The sequence below is a fragment of the Pseudomonas sp. sp1636 genome, from assembly GCF_030376615.1.
Lineage (GTDB): Bacteria > Pseudomonadota > Gammaproteobacteria > Pseudomonadales > Pseudomonadaceae > Aquipseudomonas.
Genome location: NZ_JARRAB010000025.1, coordinates 42,065 through 53,654 on the forward strand (window position 1 = coordinate 42,065; position 11,590 = coordinate 53,654).

The following is an 11,590-nucleotide window of genomic DNA, read 5'->3' on the forward strand; positions in this document are numbered from 1 at the left end:
TGCTAACGGGTTGGGTCGATCCCGGCCAGAAGGCCGCCACAAGGAGCGGGTGTGAAGAACGATATCCATGATCTGGGCCTGGTGCTCGATTCCAAGGTCAAGCTGATCCTTATCGAGTCCTGGGATGAGCCGCGCGTGCTGCAAACCCTGACCGGCTTGGCGCTCAAGCGCGGTCTCGGGTTGCATATCTGGTCGGCGACCGAGGGCCTGCAGGGTCTCGGCTTTGCTGGCGAGCCGCGGGGCGAGGGCGCGACCGAAGAGCCGGAAGCCGCGTTGCGGCTGGTCAAGGCCGATCCGCAGGCCAATTTGTATGTGTTCTGCGACCTGCATCCCTTCCTCGATGACAACCCCAGGCTGGTGCGCCTGCTCAAAGAGGTCGCCATGCGCGATGCGTTACATGCGCCGACCCTGGTATTGGTTTCCCATGCCTGCAAGTTACCGGCGGAGGTGCAGCGCTTCGCCGCGCGCTTCAGTCTGGCCCTGCCGGCGGAAGACGAGTTGCTGGCCATCGTGCGCGAGGAAGCCAGCCGCTGGAGCGAGCGTAATCGCAATGCCCGGGTGCGCACCGATAATCGCACCTTGCAGCAGGTGGTGAAGAACCTGCGCGGCTTGAGCCATGCCGAAGCCCGGATGCTGGCGCGCAATGTGATCTGCGATGACGGCGCGATCACCCAGGAGGATTTGCCGGAGTTGAACAAGACCAAGTTCCAGTTACTGGATCTTGAGGGGGTGTTGAGCTTCGAATACGACACCGCACGCTTCGCCGATGTCGGCGGCTTGAGCACCCTGAAGCGCTGGCTGGGCGAACGCCAGGGGATTTTTCTCGAGGGCAAGGGCGTCGACCTGCCCAAGGGCATGCTGCTGGTCGGCGTGCAGGGCGGCGGCAAGAGCCTGGCCGCCAAGGCCGTGGCCGGATTGTGGGGCTTGCCCCTGCTGCGTCTGGACTTTGCCTGCCTGTACAACAAGTTCTTTGGCGAGACCGAGCGCAACCTGCGTGAGGCCTTGCGGCTTGCCGAGCAGATGGCGCCCTGCGTGCTGTGGGTCGACGAGATCGAGAAAGGTCTGGCCAGCGGCGAGCATGACGGCGGCGTCAGCCAGCGTGTGCTCGGCACCCTGCTGACCTGGATGGCCGAACGCAAGGCGCCGGTATTCATGGTGGCGACCGCCAACGCTATCCAGCGCCTGCCGCCCGAGTTGGTGCGCAAGGGCCGTTTCGATGAGCTGTTCTTCGTCGACTTGCCGGATCGGGCCGTGCGCGCGGAGATCTTCCGCATTCATCTGCTGCGGCGCGAGCTGGAGCCCAGCGGCTTCGATCTGCCTCTGCTGGCGCTTGCCAGCGAGGGATTCTCCGGGGCGGAGATCGAGCAGGCGGTGGTCAGCGCCCTGTATGCCGCCCAGGCGCAGCAACAGGCGGTGGATCAGGCCTTGCTGCTGCACAGCATCCAGAGCACTGCACCCTTGTCGGTGGTGATGGCCGAAGACCTCAATGCCCTGCGCGCCTGGGCCCGGGGCCGTACGGTCAGCGCCAATTGAGCGTCTTAGCCTAGTCGGCGTGGCAGCGCTTCGGCCAGGGTCTCTGGGTTGTCTGGGCCGGCGGCCGAATTGCCGCGGCCCAGTGATCGCTCAGGTGCCGGGTGTACCCAGCGCGCTCAGATCCATGCCGCTGAGCGCCAGGCCAAGCATGGCGAAGCCACCGAGGAACAGGGCCAGCAGGCTGCCGACCAGCAGTGCCAGGAACAGCCCGGCGAGTATCTTGACTGCCGTGCTGTTGGCGGGTGGTGGCGGGCCAAAACGATTGGCGCCTTGGCTGCCGGGAGCTGCCAGCATCAGCAGCCAGAACAGGCTGTTGACGATGGGTACGATGTTGAGCAGCAACAGCCAGCCACTCCAGCCTATGTCATGCAGGCGCTGCGCACCGATCTGTACACTGACCACCAGCATGCCGATCAGCACGGCGACGCTCAATATGCCGCCAAGCACCTCGGAAATGTTGGCGGCAATCGCCACCACGCCCATGACCCCGGTGGCGGCGAACATCAGCACCAGCGACCAGGCCAGGTAGCGCAGACGGCCGATCCGCCCGTCGATCGAGAACACATTCAGTTCGGCGAACGCAGGCAGCGCTTCACCCACCGCCGCCTGAGGCGTGGCATAGGGGGCGTTGGCCGAGTCGCGGGCCGTGCTCGGGGCATTCGTCGTTGCCGCATCCGTAAGCATGGCTTGGCGGGCGATGAATTTCTCGATGATGATGCCGCAGGCCGAACACTCGACCGCCTTGGTTTGCTGGTGACCGCACTTGGGGCAGGTCATCGTGCGGGGGCTGGCCGCTTCGTCGGCACTCCCTGCCGCGCGGTGATCTTCGGTATCCACCAGGCTCAGGCTGGCGACCAGATCCGGCTCCTTGCGCGCTTTCGCTCCCGCGCGGTGCAGGGCCGCGAGGTATTGGTCGGCTTCGCTTTCCTGCAGATCGCGTTTGATCGCGATGGTGCTGCCACTGAATAGCGAGTTGATCCGCGTGCGGTCACTTTTGAACAGGCGTGCCAGGTTGTCTTTGGCTGTTTCCAGCGCCACTTCGGGCATTAGTTCGCCATTGAAGACAATCTTGAAACGGGCTTGAGTCATGCGAGCTTCCTTGTCGGCGCTATGGGTAAATGGCCGCGATAGCCTAGCAGGCTGTCCGCGAATGCCGATTCTTGTAGGGTGGGCCAGGCGCGCGAACTGAGCCACGCGAAACCGGCGTGCCGCGGCCCTACAGGCGAATGTTGCCGGGTTTGGTTCTTCAGTGCCAATCTGTAGTTTGGCGTCAAGCGCTATTCTCCGACAGCCACTCGAACATAAATATGCCGGCTGCTTCACAGCTTTGCGAGCGGCCTGCAGTTGTCGACATGACCCCGGCCCGGTAATCGGCCTAAGGTGCCGACGTCGTCGAGCAGCCCGAGGCTTGCCGTGTCATCGCGGCCAGCGTTGTTGCAGCAATTGGGCGCGCCGCTGCGCGTCGCGGTATTCGCGATCCAGGCGCGCCACCAGTGCATCGACGCTCGGTAGGTCGGCGATGGTGCCGACGCCCTGGCCGGCCGACCACACGGTTTTCCAGGCCTTGGCCTCGTCGCTGATCGGCTTGAGCTTCTCGCCGTAGTCGATCTCGCCCTTGTTGTGCAACTGCTTGAGGTCGTAGCCGGCCAGTTCCAGACTCTGGCGCATAAAGCTGGCCGGCACGCCGGATACCGCCGGGGTGTGGAGGATGTCGGCGGCCTGGGCGTCCAGGATCATCTGCTTGTAAGCCGGCGGCGCGTTGTTCTCCTGGGTCGCGATGAAACGGGTGCCGAGGTAGCTCAGGTCGGCACCGAGCAATTGCGCGGCGAGAATTTCGTGGCCGTGATTGAGGCAGCCGGCAAGCAACAGGGTCTTGTCGAAAAACTGACGGATTTCCGCAATCAGGGCGAACGGGCTCCAGGTGCCGGCATGGCCGCCGGCGCCAGCGGCGACCGCGATCAGGCCATCGACCCCGGCTTCTGCTGCCTTTTCCGCATGGCGGCGGGTGGTCACGTCGTGAAATACCAGGCCACCGTAGCCGTGTACCGCATCGACCACTTCCTTGACTGCGCCGAGGCTGGTGATAACGATGGGCACGCGCTGTTCGATGCAGATCGCGAGATCCGCCTGCAGGCGCGGATTGCTGCCGTGTACGATCAGGTTGACCGCATAGGGCGCGGCCTCGGCCTCCAGGCCGGCGCCGATCTCTTCCAGCCAGGCTTCGAAGGCGCCGCTGTCGCGCTGGTTGAGCGCCGGAAAGCTGCCGACGATGCCGTTGCGGCAACAGGCGAGAACCAGTTGCGGGTTGGACACCAGGAACATCGGGGCGGCCACCACGGGCAGGCGCAGGCGTTGCTCGAGCAGGGCGGGAAGGCTCATACGGATTCCTTGGGCAGGTTCAGAAGGGTTTGACTACGACCAGGATGACGACCGCGAGCAAGACCAGCACCGGCGCCTCATTGAACCAGCGGTAGAACACATGGCTGCGCCGGTTCTCGCCACGGGCGAAACGCTTGAGCTGGGCGCCGCAGAGATGTTGGTAGCCGATCAGCAGGACGATCAGGCCGAGCTTGGCGTGCATCCAGCCCTGGCTGAAGTAGTAGCCGGGGTTGAGGCTGAGCAGCCAGATACCGAGAGTCAGGGTGGCGATCATCGACGGCAGCATGATGCCGCGATACAGCTTGCGCTCCATCACGCAGAAACGCTCGCGGCTGGTTTGGTCTGCGCTCATGGCGTGGTAGACAAACAGGCGTGGCAGATAGAACAGCCCGGCGAACCAGCAGACCATGGCGATGATGTGCAGGGCTTTGAGCCACAGAAAGAGCATTGTTTGACTCCCGGAAGAATAAATTGGCTCGATAGTAGTGGCCTGTGCCCGATACGTCATCTGCGCGGTTGGCCGTTGGCGGTTACGGCCTTATCATCGACAGCTTTCCAATGGCTTTTTGCAAGGGGCAAGTGATGGTCAAGGTCGGTATCGTCGGCGGCACGGGCTACACCGGTGTGGAGTTGTTGCGCCTGTTGGCGCAGCACCCGCAGGCGCAAGTTGCAGTCATCACTTCGCGCTCAGAGGCGGGTTTGCGCGTCGACGAGATGTATCCGAACCTGCGCGGTCACTACCCCGATCTGCTCTTCAGCGTCCCGGATGTCGCGACCCTGGGGGCTTGCGATGTGGTGTTCTTCGCCACTCCGCATGGCGTTGCCCATGCCCTGGCCGGCGAGTTGCTGGCGGCCGGCACCAAGGTGATCGACCTGTCTGCCGACTTCCGTCTGCAGGACGCCGCAGAGTGGAGCCAGTGGTATGGCCAGCCCCACGGCGCGGCGGAGTTATTGCCGGAGGCGGTTTATGGCTTGCCGGAGGTCAACCGCGAAGCGATCAAACAGGCGCGCCTGATCGCCGTGCCCGGCTGCTACCCGACCGCCGCACAGTTGGGCTTGATTCCGCTGTTGGAAGCCGGCCTGGCCGACACTTCGCGCTTGATCGCCGACTGCAAGTCCGGAGTCAGCGGCGCCGGGCGCGGTGCCAGCGTCGGTTCGTTGTTCAGCGAGGCCGGTGAAAGCATGAAGGCCTACGGCGTCAAAGGACATCGCCATCTGCCGGAAATTTGCCAGGGTTTGCGGCGTGCGGCCGGTTCCGCGGTCGGGCTGACTTTCGTACCGCACCTGACGCCGATGATTCGCGGCATCCATGCGACCCTGTATGCGACCGTGGCAGACCGCTCGGTCGACCTGCAGGCGCTGTTCGAGCAGCGCTATGCCGACGAGCCGTTCGTCGACGTGATGCCCGCCGGCAGCCACCCGGAAACCCGCAGCGTGCGGGGAGCCAACGTCTGTCGCATCGCCGTGCACCGGCCGCAAGATGGCGACTTGGTGGTGGTGTTGTCGGTGATCGATAATCTGGTCAAGGGTGCTTCCGGCCAGGCAGTGCAGAACATGAACATCCTCTTCGGCCTTGACGAGCGCCTGGGGCTGTCGCACGCGGCCATGCTGCCCTGATGGCCGGCGGCTGGGAAGTCCGCCCGAGCGATCCGCGCCGCGCCGGTCGGGTACGGCTGATGCTGTTGTTGTCGCTTCTGGCTATTCCCATCGCGTTCTATGCCGGAACCTGGTGGCAGCTGCGCACGACCGAGGTGCTCCAGGAGGAGTACCAGTCGATGCAGGAGCGTTTGGTCGCGTTGGAGCAGGAGCTGGATCAGTTGCGCCAACGCCTGGTCGTGCTCAGCAGCGGCGAGAAAGTCGCGCAGCAGGCCAACGAACAGAGCCGGCTGACCATCAAGTTGCTTGAAGAGCAGATTTTCAAGCAGCAGCAAGACCTGGCATTCTACAAAGGCGTGTTGGCGCCAGCCAGTCGTCGGGAGGGTCTGCGTATTCGCACCTTTGAGTTGCAGGCCACGGACAGTCCAAGGCATTTCCGCTACAAAATACTGCTTAGCCGGGTGGGCAAGGACGACAAACCGCTGGAGGGCCAGTTAGTGGTAACAGTGGAGGGGCGTCAAGGTGGTAAGGCGGCCAGCTTGGGGCTGGCCGCACTGACGCAAGATTTGTCTGATCAATTCAGAGGTCAGGTGATCCCCTTTGCGTTTAAGCATTTTCAGGCGATTCCTGAAGCTGGACGCTTCGCCGAGCTGACGTTGCCTGACGGCTTTGCCGCGCAGCAGATCAGGGTGCGTGCCGAGGTCAAAGGTGAAAAGCCGTTGGAGCGTACATTCAAATGGATCGGCCAGGAGTAACAGCTACCCATGTGGAATAAAGACAAACGTAAGATCGACCTGCAGCGCTTCAGTGGCAAGACCAGCCTGATTGCCGCAGGGGCGCACCTGAACGGAGACTTACGTTTTCAAGGGGCGGTACAGGTCGATGGGCGGGTCTGTGGTAACTTGCAGGCTAGCGACGGGATGATTCGGGTCAGTGCCGAGGGGCAGGTTGAAGGTGAACTGCGCGCCCCGCGCATAGTGATCGACGGTGAGGTGATCGGCGATGTTTACGCCAGCGAGCACCTTGAGCTGGGCAGTCGCGCGCGCGTGTGTGGCACCCTGTATTACGGCTTGATGGAAATGGCCATGGGGGCGCAGATCGAGGGGGGCTTGTGCCCGCTTAAAGAGCAGCCCGGGCCATTGGAGTTGCCCGAAAGCCTGGTTACTGCAGAATAGTTGACCGCTTTTGTAGGGTAAGTGGATAATGCAGGGCCTCAACGCAGTATGGCGTCTAGCGCCGGGAGATAGTCAGCATGAGCGTCGAAACCTTCACCCCCACAGCTTTGCTATTCACGCAGGGCGCGGCGAGCAAGGTGAAGAGCCTGGTCGATGAAGAGGGTAACCCTCGCCTGAAGTTGCGCGTGTTCGTGACGGGCGGCGGCTGTTCGGGTTTCCAGTATGGCTTCACCTTTGATGAAGAAGTCGCCGATGACGACACCATTGTCGAGCGCGAAGGGGTGAGCCTGGTCGTCGACCCGATGAGCTTCCAGTACCTGGCGGGTGCCGAAGTGGATTACCAGGAAGGCTTGGAGGGCTCGCGTTTCGTGATCAAGAATCCAAACGCCACCACTACCTGCGGCTGTGGTTCGTCCTTCTCGATCTGATCTCGTTGCCGCTGATTGACGCCGTGCCCGAGTGCGCGGCGTTGTCGTTTCTGTCCTTGCGGAAATCTGTAATCAGGCAGGATAGATTGCGCCGAGCACACGCAGCCCATTGGCGCCGGTAACGCTCGGTCGGTTGGCTGGTATGCCTTCTAGGCAACAGTGTGCCAGCCAGGCAAACGCCATGGCTTCGACCCAGTCTGCAGGCACGCCATGAAGTTGCGTGCTGTTGACGGCACAGCCTGGAAGCAGCGCAGCCAAGCGTGTCATCAGCGTACGGTTATGGGCGCCACCACCGCAGACCAGCAACTCGTCAGTCTCGCTTTGGACGCTGTTCAAGGCCATGCTGATGCTGACGGCTGTCAGCTCCAGCAATGTCGCTTGCACATCCGCCGCGGCGTAGCGCGGTTGCTGGCTCAGGTGCTGGTCGAGCCAGTCCAGGTTGAACAGTTCACGGCCGGTGCTCTTTGGCCCCTGGGTGCTGAAGAAGGGCGCGCCGAGCAACGCCTTGAGTAGCTCGGGTTGCACCGTGCCGCTGGCGGCCCAGACGCCATCGCGGTCATAACTGTCGCCGCGATGGCGGTGGATCCAGGCATCCATGAGTACGTTGCCCGGGCCGCAATCGAAGCCGCGTGCCGGCTGATCGGGTGCGAGTAGGCTGAGATTGCTGAAGCCGCCGACATTCAATACCGCGCGATAGCTGCGTTGTTTGCCAAATAAGGCCTCGTGGAACGCCGGCACCAGCGGCGCGCCTTGTCCTCCGGCGGCGATATCGCGGCGGCGAAAGTCACTCACGACGCTGATGCCGGTCAGTTCGGCAAGCAGGGCGGGGTTGCCAATCTGGATGCTGAACCCGCGGGTCGGTTCATGGCGAATGGTTTGGCCATGGCTGCCTATTGCGCGGATCGACTTGGGGCTGAGCTCTTGCTGTTGGAGTAGCGTATGTATGCCTTGGGCCGCCAGTCTCACCCAGCGTTGTTCCGCCATGGCGGCCCGCGCCAGCTCGTCCGGGCCCGGTGCGCACAGAGCCAACAGCTCAGCCCGGAGCTCTTGCGGCATGGGCAGATACTGGGTGGCGACTAGAACGGTCTTCTCGCTCTGCTCGATCAGGGCGATATCCAGGCCATCGAGGCTGGTACCGGACATCAGGCCAAGATAGAGCGGCATCGGCCTTAGCGCTTGTCGAGAGCGAGCAGGGTGGTTTTTTCCTGATCCATGCGCGCCATCAACGGGGCGCTCAGTTGCAGGAAGCGCTGCTTTTCATTGCGGGCGATGGGGTCGGCCATGGGCAGTTTTTGGCTCAGAGGATCGACGTGGGTGCCGTTGACCTGGAATTCATAATGCAGATGTGGCCCGGTGGACAGGCCGGTAGTGCCGATGTAGCCGATGATCTGACCTTGCTTGACGCTGCCGCCGGTGCGGATGCCTTTGGCGAAACCCTGCATGTGGGCATAGAGCGTGCGGTAGCGGCTGCCGTGTTGGATGACAACGGTATTGCCGTAACCGCCTTTACGCCCGGCAAGTGCAATCTTGCCATCGCCTGCCGCTTTGATCGGCGTACCGCGGGCTGCGGCGTAATCGACACCCTTGTGCGCGCGGATTTTGTTCAGGATCGGGTGGCGGCGGCCGTTGGAGAAGCGCGAACTGATGCGGGCAAAGTCCACTGGAGTGCGGATGAAGGCCTTGCGCATGCTGGTGCCATCTGCGCTGTAGTAGCTGGTGTTGCCTTGTTTGTCGGTGTAGCGCACGGCAGTGTAGGTCTTGCCGCGGTTGGTAAAGCGCGCCGAGAGAATATTGCCGGTGCCGACTGGTTTTTCGTTGACCACTTTCTCCTCGAAAACCATCTCGAACTCGTCGCCGTCGCGAATGTCCATGGCAAAGTCAATGTCGTAACCGAAAACGTTGGCCAGTTCCATGGTCAACCCATGGGAGAGACCGGCGCGTTTGGCCGACAAAAACAGCGAACTATTGATCACTCCGTGGGCATAGGCGGTTCTGACCTCCGGTTTGACAAGCACCCGTTCAAAGGCAAAGCCGTTATCATTTTTGCTCAGGCTGATGCTTTCGAGATCGCTGAGTTTGCTGCTCAGGCTCTCGAGTCGACCGTCTGCCGATAGCTGGAACTCTAGCGCCTGGCCAACTTTCAGACGACTGAACTGCTTAGCCTCCTTGCCACTGTTCAAAACCTCGTGAAGGTTGCTGGCGGAGAGGCCGACTTTGGCAAATATCGTGGAGAGCGTATCGCCATTGGCAACCCTGACGACCTTGTGGCGGGGTTCTGTTGGCGTGGAGGCGGATGCTTCGGTGCTCAGAGGGGATCTGTCGTCGGCAGCGTCAATGCTGTCCTTGGCGCTGTCGCGAATACTCGAGGAGTGCCCGATTTTGGCGAATGGCGAGGTGTTCTGATCTTCATCAAGGTCATCCGGGAGCAGGCCATTCTGTTCCAGCGAAACAAGCTCTGAGCCGTTGTCTAGCTCAAGGCTGAGGTAGGTTTTCTTCGCCTCGACTTCGCGCGAGGGGAACACTAGCAAGGCCAGGCTGAGTAGTGCGGCTATGCCGCTTGCAGCCAAAATGTGAGTTTTTGGGTATGGCGGGGGCGCTTTGCTTATAGAGGTCATAGATGGCTTTGACTTTGAATAAATGAAAAGAAAAGATGAAAAACACGATGGATATGCATTAATTGTATAAAATATAACCAAAATGCCTGTGAGGCAACCCCGAAAAGACGGCAGCTGGCTGCGGATATGTGAGCTTCAGGGCAAAACTTGTTATTTGTCCGTGATCTTGTATCGTTGGTTCCCTTTTAATTTGTGTGATCGTGAGTCCTGTCATGAAGTCGGTCGAAGAGCAGCTAGCGCTGATCAAGCGCGGTGCAGAAGAGGTTTTGGTTGAATCCGAGCTGGTGGAAAAGCTCAAGCGTGGTCAGCCGCTACGGATCAAGGCGGGCTTCGATCCGACGGCGCCGGATCTCCATCTCGGGCATACCGTGCTTATCAATAAGCTGCGACAGTTCCAGGAGCTGGGCCATCAGGTGATTTTCCTGATCGGCGATTTTACCGGGATGATCGGTGACCCGAGTGGCAAGAGTGCAACTCGACCACCGTTGACGCGTGACCAGGTGCTGGCGAATGCCGAGACCTATAAGGCGCAGGTATTCAAGATCCTCGATCCGGCGAAAACCGAGGTGGCGTTCAACTCCACCTGGATGGATCAGCTGACCCCCGCCGACTTTATCAGGCTGGCTTCGCAGTACACGGTTGCGCGCATGCTTGAGCGCGACGACTTCAGCAAGCGCTACTCGACCAATCAGCCTATTGCCATCCACGAGTTTCTCTATCCGTTAGTGCAGGGCTATGACTCTGTTGCTTTGCGTGCGGACGTCGAGCTGGGCGGGACCGATCAGAAGTTCAATCTGCTGATGGGGCGCGAATTGCAGCGTGCCTATGGCCAGGCGTCGCAGTGCATTGTCACCATGCCGCTGCTCGAGGGGTTGGACGGCGTCAAGAAGATGTCCAAGTCGCTGGGCAACTATGTGGGCATACAGGAAGCCCCGGGGGTGATGTATGGCAAGCTGGTGTCTATCCCTGATGTGCTGATGTGGCGTTACTTCGAGTTGCTCAGCTTCCGCTCTATGGAGGAGATTGCTCAGCTCAAGCTCGATGTCGAGAGCGGTGCCAATCCGCGTGATATCAAGATCAAGCTGGCTGAGGAGATAGTGGCGCGCTTTCATGGGGAAGAGGCGGCGGCGAGCGCTCATCGTTCGGCGGGTAACCGCATGCGCGAGGGTGAGCTGCCGGAAGACTTGCCGGAAATCGAATTGGTCTCAGTCGAGGATATGCCTATCGCGGCTTTGTTGAACAAGGCTGGACTGGTCAAGAACGCTGCCATGGCGCGTGACTTGCTGGGTTCCGGTGGCGTGCGAGTAGATGGCGATGTGGTGGATCGTTCCTTTATATATAAGCAGGGCGCAACCCACGTCTGCCAGGCGGGCAAGAAGGCTTTTGCGCGCATTACGCTAAAAGCCGAATAAAGGCTTGACGCAGTTTCTGTTGGGCCTATAATCCGCACCTCTTCCGGCGCAGGCCTCTCTGCAAATCTCTTGTAAAACAAGAAGTTAGCGTAAAAAGAGAGGTTGTAAAGCAGCGAAAGCTGTGTAGAATGCGTCGGGCTGACAAGGTGGTGGTTTGAGCTTGTCGGTGTTTCGGTCGAGGTGATCGGAGGCGGTGAAAGAGGTGGTTGACAGCGGTTTGAAACGCTGTAGAATTCGCCTCCCGCTAACGAGATGCCAGAAGCTGATCGGAGGCGCAAGCGGTTGAGTAGAAAGGAAATAACTTCGAAAAACAACTTGACGGAAGATGAGGCTGCTGTAGAATGCGCGCCTCGGTTGAGACGAAAGGCTCAGCCACTGCTCTTTAACAACTGAATCAAGCAATTCGTGTGGGTGCTTGTGAGGTAAGACTGTTAGTCGCAAGATTATCAGCG

The 11,590-nt window shown here is 60.9% G+C and carries 12 protein-coding genes; 6 read left to right on the forward strand and 6 right to left on the reverse strand.

Features of this window, described 5'->3' with window-relative positions:
- Positions 1 to 51 precede the first annotated feature (51 nt).
- Positions 52 to 1,533, forward strand: a complete 1,482-nt coding sequence (locus tag P8H27_RS19480; protein WP_289639382.1) for an AAA family ATPase — start codon at positions 52 to 54, stop codon at positions 1,531 to 1,533.
- A 90-nt stretch (positions 1,534 to 1,623) separates the two neighbouring features.
- On the opposite strand, the gene P8H27_RS19485 is transcribed toward P8H27_RS19480, so the two are convergent.
- The 3 genes from P8H27_RS19485 to hemJ form a co-directional block, all read right to left on the reverse strand.
- Positions 1,624 to 2,622: a DUF805 domain-containing protein gene (locus P8H27_RS19485; protein WP_289639383.1), complete on the reverse strand. Its 999-nt coding sequence runs from the start codon at positions 2,620 to 2,622 to the stop codon at positions 1,624 to 1,626.
- A 327-nt stretch (positions 2,623 to 2,949) separates the two neighbouring features.
- Complete coding sequence (locus P8H27_RS19490) at positions 2,950 to 3,912, reverse strand: nitronate monooxygenase family protein (protein WP_289639384.1); 963 nt, start codon at positions 3,910 to 3,912, stop codon at positions 2,950 to 2,952.
- 19 nt (positions 3,913 to 3,931) lie between these two features.
- Positions 3,932 to 4,360 (reverse strand): protoporphyrinogen oxidase HemJ, encoded by a 429-nt coding sequence (gene hemJ / locus P8H27_RS19495; protein WP_289639385.1) that lies wholly within the window; start codon positions 4,358 to 4,360, stop codon positions 3,932 to 3,934.
- Positions 4,361 to 4,494: 134 nt separating this feature from the next.
- On the opposite strand from hemJ, the gene argC reads away from it, so the two are divergent.
- The 4 genes from argC (at position 4,495) to erpA (ending at position 7,111) form a co-directional block, all read left to right on the forward strand.
- Positions 4,495 to 5,529, forward strand: a complete 1,035-nt coding sequence (argC, locus tag P8H27_RS19500) for an N-acetyl-gamma-glutamyl-phosphate reductase (RefSeq protein WP_289639386.1) — start codon at positions 4,495 to 4,497, stop codon at positions 5,527 to 5,529.
- Complete coding sequence (locus tag P8H27_RS19505) at positions 5,529 to 6,263, forward strand: DUF6776 family protein (protein WP_289639387.1); 735 nt, start codon at positions 5,529 to 5,531, stop codon at positions 6,261 to 6,263. Before argC ends, P8H27_RS19505 begins: the two co-directional genes overlap by 1 nt.
- 9 nt (positions 6,264 to 6,272) lie before the next feature.
- Positions 6,273 to 6,683 carry a polymer-forming cytoskeletal protein gene (locus P8H27_RS19510; protein ID WP_289639388.1) on the forward strand — a complete coding sequence of 137 codons (411 nt, stop codon included), beginning with the start codon at positions 6,273 to 6,275 and terminating at the stop codon, positions 6,681 to 6,683.
- A gap of 77 nt (positions 6,684 to 6,760) precedes the next feature.
- Positions 6,761 to 7,111 carry an iron-sulfur cluster insertion protein ErpA gene (gene erpA, locus P8H27_RS19515; RefSeq protein WP_069520772.1) on the forward strand — a complete coding sequence of 117 codons (351 nt, stop codon included), beginning with the start codon at positions 6,761 to 6,763 and terminating at the stop codon, positions 7,109 to 7,111.
- Positions 7,112 to 7,183: 72 nt separating this feature from the next.
- Here erpA and P8H27_RS19520 read toward each other — a convergent pair whose 3' ends face one another.
- Positions 7,184 to 8,275, reverse strand: coding sequence for an anhydro-N-acetylmuramic acid kinase (locus P8H27_RS19520; RefSeq protein ID WP_289639389.1), 1,092 nt, complete (start codon positions 8,273 to 8,275; stop codon positions 7,184 to 7,186).
- 5 nt (positions 8,276 to 8,280) lie between these two features.
- Positions 8,281 to 9,726 carry a peptidoglycan DD-metalloendopeptidase family protein gene (locus tag P8H27_RS19525; protein WP_289639390.1) on the reverse strand — a complete coding sequence of 482 codons (1,446 nt, stop codon included), beginning with the start codon at positions 9,724 to 9,726 and terminating at the stop codon, positions 8,281 to 8,283.
- A 212-nt stretch (positions 9,727 to 9,938) separates the two neighbouring features.
- On the opposite strand from P8H27_RS19525, the gene tyrS reads away from it, so the two are divergent.
- Positions 9,939 to 11,138: a tyrosine--tRNA ligase gene (gene tyrS, locus P8H27_RS19530; protein ID WP_289639391.1), complete on the forward strand. Its 1,200-nt coding sequence runs from the start codon at positions 9,939 to 9,941 to the stop codon at positions 11,136 to 11,138.
- Between the two features lie 84 nt (positions 11,139 to 11,222).
- Here the strand turns inward: tyrS and P8H27_RS19535 are convergent.
- Positions 11,223 to 11,590, reverse strand: a 368-nt coding sequence (locus tag P8H27_RS19535) for a hypothetical protein (protein ID WP_289639392.1), incomplete at its 5' end; no start/stop codon positions are given.

Coding starts and splice junctions, on each gene's coding strand:
- erpA (WP_069520772.1), top strand. CDS start 6,761: ATGAGCGTCGAAACCTTCACCCCCACAGCTTTGCTATTCACGCAGGGC.
- hemJ (WP_289639385.1), bottom strand. CDS start 4,360: ATGCTCTTTCTGTGGCTCAAAGCCCTGCACATCATCGCCATGGTCTGC.
- P8H27_RS19510 (WP_289639388.1), top strand. CDS start 6,273: ATGTGGAATAAAGACAAACGTAAGATCGACCTGCAGCGCTTCAGTGGC.
- argC (WP_289639386.1), top strand. CDS start 4,495: ATGGTCAAGGTCGGTATCGTCGGCGGCACGGGCTACACCGGTGTGGAG.
- P8H27_RS19525 (WP_289639390.1), bottom strand. CDS start 9,726: ATGACCTCTATAAGCAAAGCGCCCCCGCCATACCCAAAAACTCACATT.
- P8H27_RS19485 (WP_289639383.1), bottom strand. CDS start 2,622: ATGACTCAAGCCCGTTTCAAGATTGTCTTCAATGGCGAACTAATGCCC.
- P8H27_RS19490 (WP_289639384.1), bottom strand. CDS start 3,912: ATGAGCCTTCCCGCCCTGCTCGAGCAACGCCTGCGCCTGCCCGTGGTG.
- P8H27_RS19520 (WP_289639389.1), bottom strand. CDS start 8,275: ATGCCGCTCTATCTTGGCCTGATGTCCGGTACCAGCCTCGATGGCCTG.
- tyrS (WP_289639391.1), top strand. CDS start 9,939: ATGAAGTCGGTCGAAGAGCAGCTAGCGCTGATCAAGCGCGGTGCAGAA.
- P8H27_RS19505 (WP_289639387.1), top strand. CDS start 5,529: ATGGCCGGCGGCTGGGAAGTCCGCCCGAGCGATCCGCGCCGCGCCGGT.